This is a genomic window from Thalassospira sp. SM2505, assembly GCF_054901115.1.
In genome coordinates this window covers 1641639-1660497 of record NZ_CM142731.1, presented here as the reverse complement: position 1 = coordinate 1660497, position 18859 = coordinate 1641639, and the positions used below count along the sequence as shown (strand labels likewise).

Sequence of the window (18859 nt, the reverse complement as noted above, 5' to 3'; positions counted from 1 at the left end):
CCTTATGACATGCATAATATTTCAAAACTTCCGTTATGATATGGTTCGACTTACTGTCTGGTCAAACAAATCAACACCGGACAACATTATGTGCCTGACGACCCGCGAAACCATCCCTGCGAACAGCCTGACAATCCGCAATGCAACCGATACCGATATGGATCAGGTGACCGCGATTTATCGCCATCATGTCCTGACCGGCACGGCCTCCTTTGAAGAGATCCCGCCGGGCATTGATGAAATCACCAACCGGTTTCAGGCAATCCGCGACAAGGGCATGCCCTATCTGGTTGCCATCCGGGGTGATGTCATTGTTGGCTATTGCTATGCCAGTTCCTATCGACCACGCACCGCCTATCGCCATACTGTTGAAAACTCGATCTATGTTGCACCCGATTGCACCGGTCAGGGTATCGGAAGTCTTTTGATGGAACATCTGATTGCCCGATGTCAAGCAGGCCCCTGGCGCCAGATGATCGCGGCAATCGGCGACAGCGCCAATCACGCCTCGATTGCCCTTCATCGCAAACATGGTTTTGAGCCTACCGGCGTTTTTCATAAAGTCGGCTTCAAGTTTGACCGGTGGCTTGACTCGGTTCTGATGCAGCGCCCCCTTGGGGAGGACCAGCCATCCCTGCCCGGCCCGACAGGCCAATGATCCGGCCGCGCACGATTATTGCCCTTGGTCTTGCCCAGCTGATCAGCTGGGGAACGGCCTATTACCTGATCGGGAATTTCGGTACAGCCCTTGCCGCGCGCAATGGCTGGGACAGTGCGGTGATTTATGGTGGCTTTTCATGCGCCCTTCTGGTCATGGGGATATGTTCATCAACCTGTGGCCGACTGATTGACCTATATGGGGGTCGCCCGGTTCTTTTGGCCGGTTCCCTTCTTAATGCCCTTGGGTGTCTGATCCTTGCCTTTGGCGATCAGATCGTCCTTCATTTTATCGGCTGGATCATCTTGGGCATTGGGATGCGCGCGACCCTGTATGATGCAGCCTTTGCCACACTGGCCCGGATCGGTGGCCCGAACGCGGGACGGGCGATGGGGCAAATCACCCTGTTTGGCGGATTGGCTTCGACTGTATTCTGGCCATTGGGGCATCTGATCGAAGGCCAGTTTGGCATCACCACAGCCCTTGCAAGCTATGCGGGCTTTGCCCTTTTGACCGTGCCCCTGCATTTGATGATGCCATCCGTTGACCGTGAAACACATCCTGAAGTGCCTTTCCAGAATGAAAAGCATAGCGGCACAGGTACTTCATCTGTGCTGCAAAGTGTTCCTGCCCCACTGCCCCGACAAGGTTTATGCGGCATCCTGTATGCCGTCATTGTTACGGTTCTGAATGTTGTGAATGCGGCAATGTCGGCACATATGATTGCGGTTCTGATCGGGATCGGGCTTGGCACCATGCTGGCTATTGAAACCGCCAGCCTGCGCGGCATCGGTCAATCCGTTGCCCGTGCAGCAGAAGTCCTGTTTGGCAAACGCCTTGCGCCAACCAAACTGACCGTCATCGCAACCGCCGTGCTCCCGGTTTCCTTCCTGCTTGTTCTGATTGGTGATCCTTACGTCATTGCGGCCATGAGTTTTACATTGCTCTATGGGGCTGCCAACGGCGTTTTGACGATTACGCGCGGTACATTGCCGCTGATGATTTTTGGCAAGCGCGGCTATGGGCAGCAGGTCGGGCGCTTGCTGGTGCCCGGATTTTTCCTGTCTGCGATTGCCCCCAGTCTTTATGACCAGCTGATTTCGCGTTTTGGTCCGCAATCTGCAATCTGGGCATCCAGCGGTTTGTTGCTGATTGCCTTTGTTTGCGCGGTGATCCTTTTTCGAATGCTGCCCCCAGGATTGGCAAAAATGCCCGCAACAGAACCTTTATGAAATCCGCAACAAGGGCCTCAAAAAAGAACGCCTGCCAATCGGGGATGGCAGGCGCAAGGTGTGCTCTGTGATGAAAGAGCTGGGAGTATCCGTGCTTACGGGATCTCGGGTGTTATTTTGCGTATCCGATTTCTTTCAAGGCCTCGGCAATTTCCGGAAGGATCGCCGGGTCATCAATGGTGGCCGGTGTGTTGTAGCTTTCGCCATCGGCAATTGATCGCATGGTCTTGCGCAGGATCTTGCCAGACCGGGTTTTGGGAAGACGATCCACCACAGTTGCCTGCTTGAAAGCCGCGACCGGACCAATCTGATCGCGGACCATCGCAACCACTTCGGCAAGGATCGCGTCATGCGGGCGGGTCACACCGGCCTTCAGAACCACAAAGCCAAGTGGCAATTGTCCCTTAAGGTCGTCATGAACGCCAATCACAGCACATTCGGCAACATCCTTATGCCCGGAAAGGACTTCTTCCATTGCCCCGGTCGAGAGACGGTGTCCGGCGACATTGATGATGTCATCCGTACGCGACATGACATAGATATAGCCGTCTTCATCAATGAAGCCCGCATCACCCGTAGCGTAATAGCCCGGGAATTCTTCAAGATAGGATGACTTGAAACGGTCGTCATTCTGCCAAAGGGTCGGCAAAGTTCCCGGTGGCAGCGGAAGTTTGGCGGCCAAGGCTCCGATCTGTCCGCGTGGAAGCGGCTTGCCTGCTTCGTCCAGAACCTGGACATCCCAGCCACAGGCAGCAACCGTCGGCGATCCGTATTTGATCGGCAGAAGTTCAATCCCGCGCGGGTTCGCACAGATCGACCAGCCGGTTTCGGTTTGCCACCAGTGATCAATGACGGGCACACCAAGGCTGCTTTCCGCCCATTGCAGGGTATCGGGATCGGACCGTTCGCCTGCCAGATAAAGTGCCTCAAGACAGCCCAGATCATAATTGGCCATATGGGCGGCCTTGGGATCATCGCGCTTGATCGCCCGAAATGCCGTCGGCGCGGTAAACAGAACCTTGACCTTATGCTGGGAAATCACCCTCCAGAAGGCACCAGCGTCCGGGGTACCAACGGGCTTTCCTTCATACATAACAGTCGTACAGCCCGCAAGTAACGGCGCGTAAACGATATAGGAATGCCCGACCACCCAGCCAACGTCGGACGCAGCCCAGTAAACATCGCCGGCCTCAACGCCATAGATGTTTTTCATCGACCATTGCAGGGCAACCATGTGCCCGCCATTGTCACGCACAACGCCCTTGGGCTGACCAGTGGTGCCTGATGTGTAAAGAACATAAAGCGGATCAGTCGCGGCGACCGGAACGCAATCAGATGGTGCGGCCTTGGCACATTCGACCGTCCAGTCATAATCGCGCCCATCAATCAGTGGCGCATCACATTGCGGGCGCTGGAACAGGATGACACCTGATGGCTTGTGCGTTGCCATATCAATGGCCCGATCAAGCAGCGGCTTATATTCAATCACCCGTGATCCCTCGATGCCACAGCTTGCACTCAGGATCAGCTTGGGTTTGGCGTCATTGATACGGGTGGCAAGTTCGTTCGAGGCAAAGCCACCAAACACCACAGAATGAATGGCACCGATACGCGCACAGGCCAACATCGCCATCGCAGCCTGCGGGATCATCGGCATATAGATGATCACACGATCACCCTTGGTCACCCCTCGCGCATGCAAAGCCCCGGCAAGGCGGGAAACCTCGTCGCGCAATTGGTGATAGGTGAATTTTTCAACCGTATTGGTGACCGGGCTGTCATAGATCAGGGCTGTTTGATCGCCACGACCATTTTCGATATGGCGGTCCAGCGCATTGTAGCAGGTATTGACTTCGCCACCGGTGAACCAGCGATAAAACGGCGCGTCGCTGTCATCAAGAACGCGGTCCCATTTGCGGTACCATGAAATGTTTTCGGCTGCTTCTGCCCAGAAACCTTCCTTGTCGGCGATCGAGCGATCATAGGCTTCCTGATAACGACCAGTCATTGGCGAAATTTCCTCCCGCGGTGATGAGTCTTGTGCTCATGCAGAACGCGTATTTGTGACGTGCGAATAAATCGGCATCATAATACCTATTTAATTCACACTTACCCCTTAGACATTGGTAGAGCGTCGGTAAGGCGCAGTTTTCTGCGGATTACAATTACTCAAAACTGACAGGCGCGTGATCGGAATTTCGCGATCATGCGTATCTGTTCGGGCATATGAATGTATCTGGGGGTGCCACCAAAGGATTTGAAGCGCAGACATAAAGTTGCCGCCTCACGCGTGGGCGACAATCGGAGGCGGCAAAAGCAAGAGTTAGGAAATCTGTGAGGTCGTCAAACCGTCTTCATGGTTAGTCGCATGTTTTTCATCACGCGTTTGGCCATGACCGGACGGCTAATGGGTTATTCGGCGTATCTCGTCCTTGATTTCAAGCTTGCGACGTTTAATGTCTGCGACAAGGGAATCATCGGGCGCCGGACGGCGCGTCTCGAGGTGGAGTTCCTGCTCAAGTGCAGCATGTTTGGCAGTAAGAGCTTCGATATGGCTTTGAACGCTCATTCGCCTACTCCTTATATCTGACATTGCCCACAAGAAGATGGTATTAATTTCGTAACATGATTTCCAGTGTTTCGATCATCACCGTGAACTCGAACACAGTCCAGCAAGGATCGGCATGACACAAAAAGATCGACTTATCATCGGCATAACCGGTGCATCCGGGGTGATTTACGGCATACGATTTTTACAGTTGCTGAAAAACACGCCGATCGAGACTCATCTGGTTCTTTCGAAGGCAGCCGAGCGCACCATCGCCTATGAGACCGACTTTAAAATTCGCGAAATCAAGGAGATGGCAGACGTCCTCCATGATAATTCCGACATCGGCGCGTCGATTGCGTCGGGATCGTTTCGCACACGCGGTATGGTCATTGCGCCTTGCTCGATGAAGTCTCTGGCCGAGGTCGCAAGCGGAGTCGCGGACAATCTGATTGCGCGCGCTGCCGATGTGATGCTCAAGGAACGTCGCCGCCTTGTTCTGATGGTGCGTGAAACCCCGCTTCATGCCGGGCATATCCGCAATATGGCGCAGGCCACGGAAAACGGTGCAATCATTGCCCCGCCGGTCCCGGCATTCTACGCCCGTCCACAGTCACTTGATGAAATGGTCACGCAAAGCTGTGGCCGGGTTCTCGACCTGTTTGATATCGATTTGCCCGAAACGGCACGTTGGGGCGATGAAGATGCTGCCAATCACATCCCCGTAACCGGCAAACCCAGAAACCGGGATTAAGAATTCCACGTCAGACCATTCTGTCCTATGGCGCGGATAAAAGCCCCATAATTGCGATCAGACGACTAACCGCCTGGTCGCAATCATCCTGTTCAAGGTCAAACCGGTTGGGGGACAAATAGGCTCGCGCGGCAGAAAACGGGTCCTCTGACGGGATTGGTTGTACTGCGTCGCACAGAATATGCTGTTCGATCTGCTCTGCCTGCAATTCATCAGATTTGACCTTTTGGCGCAATTCCTGCACATCGGGACGCGGATCATCGCGCATGAAGCGACGTGTCTGGCGAAGCGGGATGATCACATTGTCCCGCCAGTCGCGTACGGCTTCTTCAAGCGAACAAACACTGTGCGGTGCCAGTCCCTTCTGTCCAAGAAAGAACATGAACAGCAGCATGTTCACATCAAGTCCGCAGCGTTCCTGCAATTCCAGACACAGTTTTGCTACGCCGTCGCGACCATACATCGCGACTGTAAAGCGCCATACTTCGTCCTGATCAATCACCAAACTGCTCGTATCCTGCGGGTTTCTTTTTGTATCACACGGTCTTTACCGTACGCGCCACCTTTGGCGGATGACCAAGATAGGCACCAAGCCCCTTGGCCGTCGACACCATGGTCCCGGCCGTATCCACAAGCCGGGGACCAACAATAACATCTTCCATCGCGACATCGACCACTTTGCGTTTTGACCAGGCGACGACACGGTCGAATTTCTGTTCGGCAACCAGATCAACCGCATGCACACCAAAAGCCGATGCAATTACCCGGTCACGCGGTGATGGTATCCCGCCACGCTGCACGTGCCCCAAGACCGTCACACGGGTTTCCCAGCCGGTCCTTGCGCCAAGCTCGTCAGCCAGCCAATGACCAATACCGCCATAACGGACTTTCTGACCATCATCTCCCTGCGTCACTGCGGCCCCGTCATCGCGCTTGACCGCCTCGGCCACAATGACAAGAGCATGATTGCGTCCGCGCTTGCGAATATTCAGGCAATGTTCGGTCAGGGCATCAAGATCATAGTCCATTTCCGGGATCAGAATAGCATCAGCGCCACCTGCAACACCGGCAAACAGGGCGATATGCCCGGCATCGCGCCCCATGACCTCAAGGATCATGATGCGATCATGCGACGCCGCAGTCGGCTGCAACCGGTCAAGGGCCTCGACCGCGACATTCACCGCCGTGGTAAAGCCGACCGAATATTCGGTCTGGGCCAGATCGTTATCGATGGTTTTGGGAATACCCACCAGATTGATGCCCCCCATCCGGGCCAGACGGTGAAGGATGGCCATGCTGCCATCGCCTCCAACCCCGATCAGCGCATCAAGACCAAGCTTGTGATAGCCATCAATCACTTCCCGGGAACGGTCGGCAAAGCTGCCATCGGGCATGGGATAGTGGAACGGATCACCCTTGTTGATCGTACCAAGGATCGTCCCGCCAAGCCGCAGCATACCGTCATTATTGACCTGATCATTAAGGTCAATGGCCTGCGGAGGATCCTGCATCAGGCCATGCGTGCCCTGACGGATACCCACGACATCCCAGCCATATCCAAGTACCGCACGTCGGACGACAGCCAGAATGACCGCATTCAATCCGGCGCAATCGCCCCCACTGGTCAAAATCCCGATCCGCATGCGTTTCCTTCCCATTGTCGTCATCATTGTTTAAAGGGTGATACAAATCATATGGGTTGCCCATCTGATATCTGTTAATATCACTTCCCCTTCGCGTTGATTATTAAGCTGGATCAAAAATGGACGAAATCAATCAGATCGAGATTGAAAAGAGACTTCTTTCGTTGCGCGAGGAACACCGTGATCTTGATATCGCCATCGAACAGATGGTGCAGGCCCCCCATCATGATCAGTTGCGTCTCGGGCGCATGAAAAAGCGTAAACTCGCCCTTAAAGACGAAATTCGTTATGTCGAGTCGCAGCTTGTTCCCGACATTATCGCCTGATCACACCGGTCAGACTCCTGTTTGACGGATCACCCAACCAGAAAACTTGTTCTCTTGCCATAAGCCTCGTGCCTGGTTCGGACATACCAAATCCCCCGTTCTTATTGTTCGGGGGATAATCGTTTGGACATGACAACAAGAAAATCTGAACGCAGGCGCAATGTCGGGCATCTCATTACGAGAACCGGTATCAAATCCCGTACGGGATACGATCAAGCTTGGCCAGAAGCATTTCCTTTTGCGCCCGCAAAGCCGCATCGGCACCACGAAGGATTGAATCGACCGTATCACCGCTGGCGGACTGATAAAAGCCGAACACCGGAACAATCGGGATGAACTTGTCTTTGTGGGGATAGGGATTCTGATGCAGCCAGCGCGTGATCGCATCAACACGCTGCAAAACATCGTCCTGATCAACATTATACATCAGGGCAACAAAGTCATTGCAGCCAAGATAGCCCAGATGATGCGGTGCCATGACAAAATCGGCAATGATCCTGCGGACATAGTTAAACAGACCGTCTTTGCATTCCTGACCGTAGCGCTGCAAAATATCTTCGATATTAAACAGTTCACAAATCAGAACGATCCTGTTGGTGCGATCCGTCCCGATCAGGGAAACTTCGTTTTCAAGAATCTGCATGAAGGTCGGACGACCAAGCGCGCCGGTAAACGGGTCGCGCCCTTCAAGCCGCGCCAGTCGGGCATGGCGTCTCTTGAGATCATTGAGGTTTTCGGTCAGGCCATTGATGCGCACCATCAAACGACCGATTGCCTGTTCAACCGCCGGTGTCACCTGATTATCCGGGATGCCCAGAACATTGGCGATGTCAGATGTGTGAAACGGAACTTCTTCCTCGACCGTATCGGGAAGATTATCCGTATCTATATCGATCTGATGGTCGCGATTGGGCGCACGCCGTTTTCCGGCGTCCCTGCCATAGGCATGAATTCCGTATGGATTTGATGGAAATCTTCCATCCCCTCCCCCCATAGAGGGTGTAATTGAACCGGGCCTTGTGACCTTCATGTCTGACCTTCCCGTGCTACCTGCACAGTTATATGAGTTATTTGTAAATAATAAATCAAAGGTACTGTCAATTTCCACATAAATTCAATCGACAGTAAGGGTAGGAAATCTACACCATCGTATAGCATGGAATTTTTGACCGTAAATAAGAAAAATTTAAAGAAAGATGCAAGTCCGGCAAGGCGCAAGCAGGCTTGCATGATGGCCCGCGCTGCATATAATGCGGCCCTTCACGAAACAGCCCGTATACGGAGCCGCTATCATGAGCGATCAAACGCCGGTCATCGGCATTATCATGGGAAGCCAGTCTGACTGGGAAACCATGAAAAACGCCGCAGATGTCCTCGATGCGCTGAATGTGCCTTATGAGACCAAAATCGTCTCGGCTCACCGCACCCCTGATCGCCTCTATGATTATGCCAAAACGGCAAAATCGCGTGGTCTTAAGGTCATTATCGCCGGTGCTGGCGGTGCGGCCCATCTTCCGGGCATGGCGGCGGCGATGACCCCGCTTCCGGTTCTTGGTGTTCCGGTTCAGAGCCGCACGCTTAAGGGTCTTGATAGCCTTCTTTCCATCGTCCAGATGCCGGGCGGCGTTCCGGTCGGAACCCTTGCCATCGGCTCGGCCGGGGCAAAGAACGCCGGCCTGATGGCAGCTGAAATCATGGCTCTGATGGATGACGGGCTTGCCACGCGCCTTGATGACTGGCGCGCAGCCCAGACCGCATCGGTCGCAGACGAGCCGGTTGATCCGGCACTGTGATTGCAATACAGGCGCGCCCAACCGGGCGCGTTTTTATTTTGCGCAAACCAGATTTGATGATTGTCTGATTGCAGGCAATCTTTTCCCTATGGGGAAGATTTTTGATCGAGGAATACATGACGCAGGATTTCGACACGCGCGTAATCGCACCGGGGAGCACAATCGGTATCATGGGCAACGGCCAGCTGGGCCGCATGGCTGCCTTCTGTGCCGCCGAGCTCGGCTATAAGGTCCATGTTTTCGGCCCGGGTGCTGACAGCCCGACCGAGCAGGTCTGTGCCAAGGCGACAATTGCCGATTACACCGATCTTGATGCACTGCGTGCCTTTGCCGAAGATGTCGATGTTGTCACTTTCGAGTTTGAAAATGTCCCCCATGACAGCGTCAAATTACTGTCCGAACTGGTTCCGGTCCGCCCGGGCTGGAAATGCCTGCATCTCTCCCAGAACCGTCTGCGCGAAAAGACCTTTTGCAATGAACACGGCATCCGCACCGCACCGTTTGAGGCCGTCCGCTCGCTTGCCGATCTTGAAGCCGCCGTTGCCAAACTTGGCCGCCCGTCGGTTCTGAAAACGACCGAGCTTGGCTATGACGGCAAAGGTCAGGTCAAGATCAGTGCCGATACCGATCTGGCACAGGCGTGGGACGAGATGAAAGGTGCCGAGGCCATCCTTGAGGGCTTCATTTCCTTTGAACGCGAGATTTCCGTCATTGTCGCCCGCGGTGTTCAGGGCGATACCGCCTGCTTCTGCCCGGTTGAGAATGTGCATACCAACCACATCCTTGATGTGACCGTCGCCCCGGCTGAAATTGCCGACAGCCTGTCGAAGAAGGCTGAAGACATCGCGATCAAGCTGGTTACGGCGATGGAGTTTGTCGGTCTTCTGGCGGTCGAGATGTTTGTCACCACCGATGGCGACATTCTGGTCAATGAAGTCGCACCGCGCCCGCACAATTCCGGTCACTGGACCATTGATGCCTGCATCACCAGCCAGTTCGAACAGTTCATCCGTGCTGTGTGTGGCCTGCCTCTTGGCGATCCGGCCCATCATTCCAGAGCGCGCATGAAAAACCTTCTGGGCGACGACATCAATGACTGGCAGGCAATTTTGACCGAGCCGAACGCCAAACTGCACCTTTATGGCAAGGCCGAAGCAAAGCCGGGCCGTAAAATGGGTCATGTCACCTGGGTTCTGCCGAAATAACCCGGACGAACACGACCGATCAGTCACCTTTCGGGCCCCGGAGACCCTGTGTATCCGGGGCTTTTTCATATGTGTTTCATCACGTTACCCCATCAAATGCCGATCTGGCATTTTGTGCCGGGCAGATTGGCATCGGGTTTGCTCCTGATCGGGACAGGAAACTCTTTACGGATGGAACGTGATGAAGAAACTTCTGATCATTCTTTCAATGATCCTTGGCCTTGGTGCCATGGAAAGCCGCATCAACGCAGCATTTGCCGCCCCGGGCGCCGCTGGATTCCCGCAGGTCATCGAAGGTGACAAGCTACGTTTTGGCAATCTGGTTGTCGAACTGTTTGGCATTCGCGCCCCGAAACCGGGCATGATTTGCCGTGCCGGTGCGGTTGAATTTCAGTGCGGGGCAGCCGCCTCACAGGCGCTGGGCCGCATCATCGACAATTACGCCATCAAATGTCAGCAGGTATCGGATGTGCAACTGTTCCCTATGCTGACGGAATGCACCATCGGGCGCAATGACCTGAACCGTTTGATCCTGCGCGCGGGCTGGGCCATGGTTGATATGGTCACCTGCGACAGTCATCCGAGCTGTGCGACCTATTTGCGTGATCAGGAATTTGCCAAGGAAAACCGCAAAGGCATCTGGATGGGCACCCCACCATCGGAACTGGTTGCCCTTGCGGCCAAGCCGACGGCCGAAGATATTCAGTCCAGCGACAACAAGGCAAAGCGCAAAGCCACTGGCGATGCCCCGCGTCATCTGTTCGGGTCGCCCTTCACGGTTGATCTTGCCGGTGACATGAAACGCGCCAACGCGCCGGATAAAACTCTTTTGAGCTTCCTTGAAAACACCTTCTAGATCACGCGATCTCTGAGTTTCCCAAACCCGTCAAAACAAAACGCCACCGCATTTCTGCCGGTGGCGTTTAGTTATTTTCGATCCGTAAATACGTTATCCACCAAACTGGCGACGAACCCGTCCGGGTGTCGGCACGCAGTTGGCAAATTTCGCACCAAGCTTGAAGGGTGCTGCGGCACATTTGCCGATCTTGCCAAGCTTGGCGGTGATTTTCGGGATTTGCAGAACATTGCCGATACGGCGATCAAGAAATGCCCAGCTATCGGCATGACCATCCGAGGTGTCATCAAGCCAGAATGCCAGGGTTGATCCATAAACACCGGCAAGCAACATGCGCTTGGTGTACCAGTTATGATCGGTTGATGTGTCGCCCGCAGCCACCCACATTGCATCGACCGTCCCGTGCGTAAGCTTAAGCCCAAGAGCCGCATTCTGCGGCAAAGCCATAAAGGCAAGGGCTGCGCGAACGGCATCTTTCTGATTTTCGACCAGATCAAGACGGGTTTTGACTGCCGTCGCAATGCGTTCGCGAATTTTCATGTTCTCAAGGCCCTTTTCATCAAGGGCAGCAACCATCTTGCGATCGGTCAGCTCGACATAGGTCACAATCGCCTGACGAATGCCATTGGGCAGCAAACGATCAACCTCGCCCGGCGCAAGATCAAGATCCATGGCCCCGGCCAGCAGGGACTGTTTGGTCCAGCCATCAAACGGTACATGTTCAAGGGCTGCTTCAACCAGTGCTTCGCGCTGGACTTGCAGACGGCTCATGCTTTCGGACACGGTCATTTAGGACTCCTTGTCACTTGATCGGGCGTCTTCGGCGTCATCAGCGTTTTCTGATGCGGCAGACTGCCTGAATGTAGTCTCGGGCGGGTATTCGCGCAATTCCTCGTTAAATCCGAGAAGGGTCATGTCTTCCATACGTTCAGGATACATCACGCCGATCAGGTGATCATATTCATGCTGTACCACGCGCGCGTGGAACCCACCCGCAATGCGCTCGATCTCCTCGCCCTGTTCATTTAACCCGCGATAACGAATTTTGTTCCAGCGCGGCACGACGCCCTGAAGACCGGGGATAGAAAGACAGCCCTCCCAGCCATCAACGATTTCTTCGCCAACCGGCTCGATTTCCGGATTGATCAGAACCGACAGCGGAATGGCTCCGTCATCGGGATCGTCGCTTTGGCGCATCGCCGGCACGTAATAGACCATGATCGCCTTGGACTCGAACACCTGTGGTGCCGCAAGGCCAACGCCCCCGGCATCTTTCATGGTATCCTTCATATCAGCAATCAGTCGCTGAATTTCGGGATCAAGCGGGTTTTCGACCCGATCAGCAACCTTGCGCAAAACCGGGTGGCCCATCCGGGCAATCTTGAGGATCGACATAGCCTTATATCCAACCAAAATTGCCCGGCTGTAAAGCCCCTAAGCATGCAATTCCGTCTAGTGACCGGTCAGAACCAGCGTCTGGATCGGAAGCAGCAATGCCTGAACACGCAAAAGCAGGGCATGCACAACACCGACGGTCTGAACCATATGCAGGAACAGCCATTCCCCCATGCCAATATCAGGGCTTTCAAGTTTCTCGTGAGTACTGGTATAGGCGTTGCCCGCGCATTTGCTGCCAAGCGGCACATTTGCAATCGTTTCTGGATAAAGCGGCATCATCTTGACAAGGAATGTGCCCGGTTTGGCGCGTTCGGTAATATCAAGCAACTGGTCGCTTGGTCGGAACTGCCCCGCTGCAATCACCGGCTGAACATCCGTAATGACCATCGGAATGATTTCGAATGGCAGGGACGCACAGGATACCTCGGTAATCACACCGCGTTTCACCACCTGTGTCGATATCTGGTTAAAGCCAGCAAGAAACACCGTTTCCGCATCTTTTTCCGGGATCAGAATTCCGGCCGGACGCAAGATCGGGCTGACAAAGTCACCGACCTGGAGGGCGAATTGCTGGATATTGCCCTTAACCCCGGCACGAACCACGGTTTTGGACAGATCGGCCTCGGCAGATCGAAGGGATGCCTGCGCATTGGCAAGCTGGGCTGGCAACAGACTATCAAGCTTGGTCTTGATGACATTCAGGCTGGCCTCGGCCGCATTCAACCCGCCCTGTCTTGTGGTCAGGGAGACTTCAAGACGTTCGACCTCGCGCCGGGATACCGCATTGGTCCCGCGCGCCAGCAGGTCTGCCTTGACCTTTAATTCATCGCGCACCTGATTATAGGCACCGCGTGCCTGTTCGACATTGCCCTCTGCCACGGCAATATCGGCCCGTGCGACATCCATCTGGGCGCGGATTTCGGCAATCCGCTGTTCGGCCATCGCAACCGCTTCGCGTTCAACACGGTTATCAAGCCGGAATAACGGATCCCCCGCATTCACATTGTCGTCGTTCTTGACATAGACCTCGACCACACGACCGCCCTTTTCCGGCAGAATCGTGACGGTCCGGAAGAACGATGTGACATTGGTCGTTGACGGGTGAAAATAGAAAATCACCGTAATCAGGCTCAGCGTCAGGATCGCACAGGCCGTAATGCCATAGCGCAGCTCATACCAGACAGAAAACAGCGTGATTTCCTTGCCAATACGTTTGCCCTGCACGTAACGGCGGACCAGATAATCAGGCAGGATGGTAAAGATCGAACACAGAAGAAGCTCAAACATCTTTTTGGTTCTCCTGCTTGGTGCTCTCATCCGTTGCGACCGGCGTGCTTACGGTTACTGGTTCGGAAGAAGCAGGCTGCGGCTGTACCGGTGCAGAAACTGTGGACTCGGCCAGTCCGGTCCTGGCTTGGGCCATACTTTTTAGTGCGTTTGCCATTGTCTGAACCGGGGAAACGAAGTCCGGGAACTGAATAACCGCCAGAACAAGGGCCGCGACCCAGAAGATATTATTGTGGGTAAACAGGGCTAAAAGGGTCAGAACACCAATCAGTTGTAACTGTGTGTGATTGGCATGATGGGCCAGCCTTTCGGGCAAGGCATGAATATTGAGATAGAATGCGCCAATCAAAAAGACCGCAATAACGACAAACCAGACAACACCGACAAACAGAATGTCCGTTTCCCCCGGTGCGGTAATAAAAAATGGCGCATGGGCCAATGCCGCATCGCGCAGATTGCTTTCCATAACTATATCCTAACCGTTTCCCAACCGGTTTTGCCCGGTTTGTTCCAGATATCCGGCCCGAGAAAACAACAAGGCCCTGCGATAAATTGAATTTAGTCAAAGCATTATAGCAACCTTTGATGTCAATTTAATCACATAATTCCCGCAATGGGTTCCATACTGAAACCGACTGGCCGAAACGACAGCATGCCTTGGCGTTTTGCGATGCAGGCATGTATAAACGTCAAAGGCGAATATCCCCTTCCCTCTTTTCTTTTTGGCCTGTTTGCACTATATACAACTCCACGGTCAGCTTGACCGTAAATCCAACCGGGGGGCATTCCGCACTCCGGGTGTTTTTGTTTTTTTGAAAGGAGCGTGGTTTCCGTGCAGGTAATCGTTCGCGACAACAATGTCGATCAGGCTCTGAAAGCGCTTAAGAAAAAGATGCAGCGCGAGGGCATTTTCCGTGAGATGAAACTCCGTCGCCACTTTGAAAAGCCGTCGGAGAAGAAAGCTCGCGAAGGGGCGGAAGCAATCCGTCGTGCCCGCAAGCTGGAGCGTAAGCGCATCGAGCGCGAAGGCTTCTAGTCTTTTTCACTTTCGGGGTATCTCGAACGTGACTGTACGATCGAATTTGGCTTGCCAAGTTCGGACCCGTGCGCCAAGCCCGCCTCGGAGCAATCCGGGCGGGTTTGGTTTTTCCGAATTTCAGTCAGAGCCCACCTTATCTGAAAGCAGCATTGCGTTGACGCTTGTTGCGCCCGCGATGAGTAACGATACTGTTTGGTACGCCAAACATGCCTCTCCACCGACCGGCCCCGCTGAAAGAAGCAACATGAACCGCGCGTTTCCCGACACCAAACAGGTTGCGCCAGATGCCAACCTCGAAGAGGCACAACCGCGCAAGCGCGGATCAGGTGTCCAGCTGGTCTATCGTGAACTGCGTCAGGGCATTCTCGAACTGTCGATCAAGCCGGGCACTATCCTTGATGAATCACAGCTCTCTGCGCGCTTCAAGATGTCGCGCACCCCGATCCGAGAAGCCTTGGTCAGACTGGCCGCCGAAAACCTGATTACGACACTGCCCAACAGAACCAGCATGGTTCCACCGATCGACTTTTCCAATCTGCCCGCCTATTTTGACGCCCTGACATTGATGTACCGAATTTCGACACGTTCTGCGGCCGAGCTTCACAACGAAAGTGATCTGGTAGAAATCAGACGGCTGGAACAGGAATTTGCCCAAGCTGTTGGCAGACGCGATGCATTGGCGATGATTTCGCGCAACCGTGACTTCCATGTCGCCATCGCGCGGGCCGGAAAGAACACCTATTACGAGGAATTTTTCGCCCGTCTACTTGATGAAGGGCGGCGTATTTTGCGTCTATATTACGAGTCCTATGATGATGCGCTGCCGCGCCAATATGTTCAGGAACATGAACAACTGGTCGATGCCATTGCAACCCGGAATGTCGCTCTTGCCGATGATCTGGCCAAACAACATGCAGCCCAGATTGTTCGCCAAATTCAGAGTTATCTGGCGACCCGCTATCAAAGTGACCTGCCCCTCTGACACCGGGCAAACATGACATGATAAAAAAAGCGGGGAGAAAAATCTCCCCGCTTTGTCATTTAAGTCCAGCTGCGTATCTGGATATCACAGCCTAGAAGCCGACGATTTTTGACGGCAACCAGGTCGCCGTGACCGGAAACGCCACCACCAGCAGCAAGGTCAATATTTGCAGCAGGATGAACGGGATCACGCCGCGGCACATCTGCCCATAGGTCATGTTGGGCGGGGCAATGGATTTCAGATAGAAAATCGACGATGCCATTGGCGGTGTCAGATATCCGGTCTGAATCACGATGATCACCAGCGTCGCAAACCAGACCGGGTCAACACCGGCACTGCGAATGAACGGCGTAAAAAGCGGCACACAAATCAACACATTGGCCGTCCAGTCCAGAACAAAGCCGAGAATGAACACGACGATCAGGAAGAATATGATCATTCCGGTCGTGCCAAGCCCCGATCCTTCAAGGAAGCCACGGATAAGCTGCGCCCCGCCATTGGCGGCAAACACCCCCATAAACATCGTGCCAGCAGCAACAATCAGAAGGATCATCGCCGAAATACGCACCGTGATCGCCAATGACTCGCGCATCACCGACATGCTGAACCGGCCGTAGGCAATACACAGGATAAGCGCACCAACCGCACCAACAGCCGCTGCCTCGGTCGGTGATGCTATCCCCGCCAGCAAAGATCCAAGCACGGCAAAGATCAGGGCAATGACCGGAAGAAGCGTTGAACATGTCAGCCTAAGCTTTTCGCCAAGCGGCATATCGTCTTCTTCTTCAAGTTCCGGCACTTTTTCGGGCGGGCGGATCATCCCGTGGATCAACAGATAACCGATAAACAGCGCAATCATGATCAAGCCGGGGAACATCATTCCGGCAAGGACTTCACCCACCGAAAGCTGTGCCAGTGACGCATACATCACCGCAATCACCGATGGCGGGATCATGGTGCCAAGCGAACCACCCGCACAAATCGTCCCGGCAATCAGGCGATTGTCATAGCGGTATTTCTGCATGGCAGGGATGGCCATCATCCCGATCATGACTTCGACCGCACCAACAACCCCCGCTGCTGCGGCAAAAACCGCGCCCATTGCAATGGTCGCCACGGCAAGTCCGCCCGGAAGCCCTTTCAGCCAGATCTGCATGGTTTTGAACAGGCGTTCCGCAATTCCGGACCGCTCAAGGATTGCCCCCATAAGGATGAACATGGGGATGGCCGACAGGATGAAGTTGGTCGCCGCAGTATAGAAACTGCCATAGAGCTGATTGAAAATATGCGGCCCAAAGGCGAATGCGCCGGCTGATACCGCGACAATTGCCAACGAAAAGGCAATCGGAATGCCTGCAAGAACCAGGACAAAAAGCCCCGGAAACATCAAAGCGGAAACAAGCATTTCAGGCGTCCCCTTCTTTTACCTGGGTGACACCTTTGGCTGCGCCGAATGCGCGCAAACCTTCGACAAGCAATTGCAGGCTCAAAGCCAGAAGTCCCAAGGCAAGGAGCGTATAGAACGGCCACATGAGCGGTGCCCACGGACTGACCATTTCAACTTCCCCGGAAACATAGGCATGCCATGCCTTGCCAATTGCGACTTTCGACAACATCGCAAAAATCGGGAACAGCAAGAAGACATAGATGAAGCCATTAAACCCGTCCCGGAACTTGGCGGGAAAGCGCGAGGACAAGAAGTCGATCCGCACATGGGCGTCTTCACGAAGTGCCTGTGCAGCGCCCAGGACAAACAAGGTTCCCGTAGCCATATAGGCGATATCAAAGGCCCAAAGTGTTGGCGCGTTAAACAGATAACGCGCCAACACTTCGTAAATCATCGAGACGACCAGGCCCAATGCAACGATGTTGGCCACTTTTGAAAAAACGATCGACAAGCAGTCAATACCGCGAAACAGATATGAAAACATGGTCGCCTCCACGCAATCAGTCCTGGTTCCGGATCAGATAGCTGCTTTCTGCCGACCAGCGCGCCTTATAGGCATTATAGTCTGCAAGAATGTCTGCCATGGCCGGTTTGCCTGCTTCTTTCTGGGCATCCGCCTTTTTGGAAATCCAGTCGCTACCCGCCGAAGAAAGCTGTTCGATGAAAGCCGGGTCCAGGGTGATGATCTCGTTCTTGCCACCACGGAAGGTTTCCATCGCCTTCATGTCCTTGTCATAGAAGCTGACAACACTTTCGAGCGTGGTGAGTTCGGCTGCGGCCTCAAGCAACGGCTTGAGATCATCATCAAGCGCATCCCAGGTTTCCTGTTTGACGACAACTTCCCAAAGGAAGGTCGGCTGATGCACGCCCGGAACGATGATATAGGGGGCTGCTTCGTGGAAACCTTCCGGCAGGTTGCCCGACGGCGGGCCCCACTCGATGGCATCAACGCCTTTACGCTGCAGAAGGGTGTAAATTTCCCCCGGCGGCACAACGGTCGGAACCGCACCAAAATATTCGCGCATTACTTCGGCCCATGGGCCCGACGTACGATATTTAAGACCTTTAAGGTCTTCGGCACTGCGGATCGGCTTGTTGGCATGTGCCATGATTTCAGACGAACCGATGCCGACGATCAGGTTCTTGAACCCTTCGGAAGCACGAATTTCAGACAGCTTTTCCTTTCCGCCGCCTTCATAAATCCAGGTCACGAATGCTTCCGGGCCCATACCGCCCGGGAAACCGGCAAAGATCGCGTTGATCGGATCTTTGTTTACCAGATAGCTCGGGGTTGAGTGACCGGCCTCGACAATACCGTCGCGCACGCCGTCATAAACCTGCAGGGCCGGAACCAGAACACCGGCACCGAACGGCTGGATTTCAACACGGTCACCGGTCAGAAGCGCTGCGTTATCGGCAAAGCGCTCAAGAAAATTGACATAGAACGGCGAACCTTCCGGCACAGAGGTCGGAACACGCCAGGTCACATCAGCCGCAAGAGCGGGCAGTGCGACAAGGCCAATGCCCATCGCCAGCGCGCCCTTCTTCACGAAATTGAACATGTTTTGCTTCCCTGAATTTTTACTAGCCAGAACATTTTGTCCTGCTCGATGGGTAGCTAAACATAATTGCATACTTAAAGTCGACAAAAAATTTATACAATATACAAAGGCACGCACTTATCTCCGCCT

At 54.1% G+C, this 18859-nt stretch carries 21 protein-coding genes; 9 read left to right on the top strand and 12 right to left on the bottom strand.

Annotated elements, in window-relative coordinates; translation table 11 throughout:
• Window positions 1-88 precede the first annotated feature (88 nt).
• Window positions 89-658 (top strand): GNAT family N-acetyltransferase, encoded by a 570-nt coding sequence (locus ACTU44_RS07475; RefSeq protein ID WP_462097092.1) that lies wholly within the window; start codon window positions 89-91, stop codon window positions 656-658.
• On the top strand, window positions 655-1890 hold the full coding sequence (locus ACTU44_RS07470; protein ID WP_114099190.1) for an MFS transporter: 1236 nt from the start codon (window positions 655-657) through the stop codon (window positions 1888-1890). The genes ACTU44_RS07475 and ACTU44_RS07470 overlap by 4 nt, the downstream gene beginning before the upstream one ends.
• 112 nt (window positions 1891-2002) lie before the next feature.
• Here the strand turns inward: ACTU44_RS07470 and ACTU44_RS07465 are convergent, their stop codons facing one another.
• Entirely contained in the window at window positions 2003-3898 is a 1896-nt protein-coding gene (locus tag ACTU44_RS07465) for a propionyl-CoA synthetase (RefSeq protein ID WP_462097091.1), read from the bottom strand.
• 396 nt (window positions 3899-4294) lie between these two features.
• Complete coding sequence (locus tag ACTU44_RS07460; RefSeq protein WP_114099188.1) at window positions 4295-4459, bottom strand: YdcH family protein; 165 nt, start codon at window positions 4457-4459, stop codon at window positions 4295-4297.
• Window positions 4460-4574: 115 nt separating this feature from the next.
• On the opposite strand from ACTU44_RS07460, the gene ACTU44_RS07455 reads away from it, so the two are divergent.
• Entirely contained in the window at window positions 4575-5192 is a 618-nt protein-coding gene (locus ACTU44_RS07455; RefSeq protein ID WP_114099187.1) for a UbiX family flavin prenyltransferase, read from the top strand.
• A gap of 25 nt (window positions 5193-5217) precedes the next feature.
• Here ACTU44_RS07455 and ACTU44_RS07450 read toward each other — a convergent pair whose 3' ends face one another.
• Together ACTU44_RS07450 and ACTU44_RS07445 are read right to left on the bottom strand one after the other, a co-directional pair.
• Window positions 5218-5694 carry a TIGR02444 family protein gene (locus tag ACTU44_RS07450; RefSeq protein WP_462097090.1) on the bottom strand — a complete coding sequence of 159 codons (477 nt, stop codon included), beginning with the start codon at window positions 5692-5694 and terminating at the stop codon, window positions 5218-5220.
• 34 nt (window positions 5695-5728) lie between these two features.
• Window positions 5729-6835 carry an ATP-dependent 6-phosphofructokinase gene (locus ACTU44_RS07445; protein ID WP_462097433.1) on the bottom strand — a complete coding sequence of 369 codons (1107 nt, stop codon included), beginning with the start codon at window positions 6833-6835 and terminating at the stop codon, window positions 5729-5731.
• Between the two features lie 119 nt (window positions 6836-6954).
• On the opposite strand from ACTU44_RS07445, the gene ACTU44_RS07440 reads away from it, so the two are divergent.
• Window positions 6955-7161 carry a YdcH family protein gene (locus ACTU44_RS07440; protein ID WP_114099185.1) on the top strand — a complete coding sequence of 69 codons (207 nt, stop codon included), beginning with the start codon at window positions 6955-6957 and terminating at the stop codon, window positions 7159-7161.
• A 190-nt stretch (window positions 7162-7351) separates the two neighbouring features.
• Here the strand turns inward: ACTU44_RS07440 and ACTU44_RS07435 are convergent, their stop codons facing one another.
• On the bottom strand, window positions 7352-8191 hold the full coding sequence (locus tag ACTU44_RS07435; RefSeq protein ID WP_258548760.1) for a GGDEF domain-containing protein: 840 nt from the start codon (window positions 8189-8191) through the stop codon (window positions 7352-7354).
• Between the two features lie 262 nt (window positions 8192-8453).
• Between ACTU44_RS07435 and purE the strand changes: the two genes are divergently transcribed.
• The 3 genes from purE (at window position 8454) to ACTU44_RS07420 (ending at window position 11015) form a co-directional block, all read left to right on the top strand.
• Complete coding sequence (gene purE / locus ACTU44_RS07430; protein WP_114099183.1) at window positions 8454-8954, top strand: 5-(carboxyamino)imidazole ribonucleotide mutase; 501 nt, start codon at window positions 8454-8456, stop codon at window positions 8952-8954.
• A 116-nt stretch (window positions 8955-9070) separates the two neighbouring features.
• On the top strand, window positions 9071-10159 hold the full coding sequence (locus tag ACTU44_RS07425; protein ID WP_462097089.1) for a 5-(carboxyamino)imidazole ribonucleotide synthase: 1089 nt from the start codon (window positions 9071-9073) through the stop codon (window positions 10157-10159).
• 181 nt (window positions 10160-10340) lie between these two features.
• On the top strand, window positions 10341-11015 hold the full coding sequence (locus tag ACTU44_RS07420; protein ID WP_462097088.1) for a thermonuclease family protein: 675 nt from the start codon (window positions 10341-10343) through the stop codon (window positions 11013-11015).
• Window positions 11016-11108: 93 nt separating this feature from the next.
• Here ACTU44_RS07420 and ACTU44_RS07415 read toward each other — a convergent pair whose 3' ends face one another.
• The 4 genes from ACTU44_RS07415 to ACTU44_RS07400 are packed head-to-tail and all read right to left on the bottom strand — an operon-like array spanning window position 11109 to window position 14166.
• On the bottom strand, window positions 11109-11804 hold the full coding sequence (locus ACTU44_RS07415; protein ID WP_462097087.1) for a COQ9 family protein: 696 nt from the start codon (window positions 11802-11804) through the stop codon (window positions 11109-11111).
• On the bottom strand, window positions 11805-12410 hold the full coding sequence (gene def, locus ACTU44_RS07410) for a peptide deformylase (protein WP_114099179.1): 606 nt from the start codon (window positions 12408-12410) through the stop codon (window positions 11805-11807).
• 57 nt (window positions 12411-12467) lie between these two features.
• Window positions 12468-13700 (bottom strand): HlyD family secretion protein, encoded by a 1233-nt coding sequence (locus ACTU44_RS07405; RefSeq protein WP_114099178.1) that lies wholly within the window; start codon window positions 13698-13700, stop codon window positions 12468-12470.
• Window positions 13693-14166, bottom strand: coding sequence for a hypothetical protein (locus tag ACTU44_RS07400; RefSeq protein ID WP_462097086.1), 474 nt, complete (start codon window positions 14164-14166; stop codon window positions 13693-13695). Before ACTU44_RS07400 ends, ACTU44_RS07405 begins: the two co-directional genes overlap by 8 nt.
• Before the next feature lie 366 nt (window positions 14167-14532).
• On the opposite strand from ACTU44_RS07400, the gene rpsU reads away from it, so the two are divergent.
• On the top strand, window positions 14533-14736 hold the full coding sequence (gene rpsU / locus ACTU44_RS07395) for a 30S ribosomal protein S21 (protein WP_008891676.1): 204 nt from the start codon (window positions 14533-14535) through the stop codon (window positions 14734-14736).
• Between the two features lie 247 nt (window positions 14737-14983).
• Complete coding sequence (locus tag ACTU44_RS07390) at window positions 14984-15721, top strand: GntR family transcriptional regulator (RefSeq protein ID WP_462097085.1); 738 nt, start codon at window positions 14984-14986, stop codon at window positions 15719-15721.
• 91 nt (window positions 15722-15812) lie between these two features.
• Here ACTU44_RS07390 and ACTU44_RS07385 read toward each other — a convergent pair whose 3' ends face one another.
• Genes ACTU44_RS07385 through dctP form a run of 3 tightly spaced genes read right to left on the bottom strand, consistent with a single transcriptional unit; the run spans window position 15813 to window position 18730 of the window.
• Window positions 15813-17126, bottom strand: coding sequence for a TRAP transporter large permease (locus tag ACTU44_RS07385; RefSeq protein ID WP_114099176.1), 1314 nt, complete (start codon window positions 17124-17126; stop codon window positions 15813-15815).
• 1 nt (window position 17127) lies between these two features.
• Window positions 17128-17652 (bottom strand): TRAP transporter small permease subunit, encoded by a 525-nt coding sequence (locus ACTU44_RS07380; RefSeq protein ID WP_114099175.1) that lies wholly within the window; start codon window positions 17650-17652, stop codon window positions 17128-17130.
• A 16-nt stretch (window positions 17653-17668) separates the two neighbouring features.
• Window positions 17669-18730, bottom strand: a complete 1062-nt coding sequence (gene dctP / locus ACTU44_RS07375) for a TRAP transporter substrate-binding protein DctP (protein WP_114099174.1) — start codon at window positions 18728-18730, stop codon at window positions 17669-17671.
• Window positions 18731-18859 lie beyond the last annotated feature (129 nt).

Bases quoted from the DNA above. Each gene is read 5' to 3' on its own strand.
- ACTU44_RS07475 (WP_462097092.1), top strand. From the start codon at position 89: ATGTGCCTGACGACCCGCGAAACCATCCCTGCGAACAGCCTGACAATC.
- ACTU44_RS07470 (WP_114099190.1), top strand. From the start codon at position 655: ATGATCCGGCCGCGCACGATTATTGCCCTTGGTCTTGCCCAGCTGATC.
- ACTU44_RS07465 (WP_462097091.1), bottom strand. From the start codon at position 3,898: ATGACTGGTCGTTATCAGGAAGCCTATGATCGCTCGATCGCCGACAAG.
- ACTU44_RS07460 (WP_114099188.1), bottom strand. From the start codon at position 4,459: ATGAGCGTTCAAAGCCATATCGAAGCTCTTACTGCCAAACATGCTGCA.
- ACTU44_RS07455 (WP_114099187.1), top strand. From the start codon at position 4,575: ATGACACAAAAAGATCGACTTATCATCGGCATAACCGGTGCATCCGGG.
- ACTU44_RS07445 (WP_462097433.1), bottom strand. From the start codon at position 6,835: ATGCGGATCGGGATTTTGACCAGTGGGGGCGATTGCGCCGGATTGAAT.
- ACTU44_RS07440 (WP_114099185.1), top strand. From the start codon at position 6,955: ATGGACGAAATCAATCAGATCGAGATTGAAAAGAGACTTCTTTCGTTG.
- ACTU44_RS07435 (WP_258548760.1), bottom strand. From the start codon at position 8,191: ATGAAGGTCACAAGGCCCGGTTCAATTACACCCTCTATGGGGGGAGGG.
- purE (WP_114099183.1), top strand. From the start codon at position 8,454: ATGAGCGATCAAACGCCGGTCATCGGCATTATCATGGGAAGCCAGTCT.
- ACTU44_RS07425 (WP_462097089.1), top strand. From the start codon at position 9,071: ATGACGCAGGATTTCGACACGCGCGTAATCGCACCGGGGAGCACAATC.
- ACTU44_RS07420 (WP_462097088.1), top strand. From the start codon at position 10,341: ATGAAGAAACTTCTGATCATTCTTTCAATGATCCTTGGCCTTGGTGCC.
- ACTU44_RS07415 (WP_462097087.1), bottom strand. From the start codon at position 11,804: ATGACCGTGTCCGAAAGCATGAGCCGTCTGCAAGTCCAGCGCGAAGCA.
- def (WP_114099179.1), bottom strand. From the start codon at position 12,410: ATGTCGATCCTCAAGATTGCCCGGATGGGCCACCCGGTTTTGCGCAAG.
- ACTU44_RS07405 (WP_114099178.1), bottom strand. From the start codon at position 13,700: ATGTTTGAGCTTCTTCTGTGTTCGATCTTTACCATCCTGCCTGATTAT.
- ACTU44_RS07400 (WP_462097086.1), bottom strand. From the start codon at position 14,166: ATGGAAAGCAATCTGCGCGATGCGGCATTGGCCCATGCGCCATTTTTT.
- ACTU44_RS07390 (WP_462097085.1), top strand. From the start codon at position 14,984: ATGAACCGCGCGTTTCCCGACACCAAACAGGTTGCGCCAGATGCCAAC.
- ACTU44_RS07385 (WP_114099176.1), bottom strand. From the start codon at position 17,126: ATGCTTGTTTCCGCTTTGATGTTTCCGGGGCTTTTTGTCCTGGTTCTT.
- ACTU44_RS07380 (WP_114099175.1), bottom strand. From the start codon at position 17,652: ATGTTTTCATATCTGTTTCGCGGTATTGACTGCTTGTCGATCGTTTTT.
- dctP (WP_114099174.1), bottom strand. From the start codon at position 18,730: ATGTTCAATTTCGTGAAGAAGGGCGCGCTGGCGATGGGCATTGGCCTT.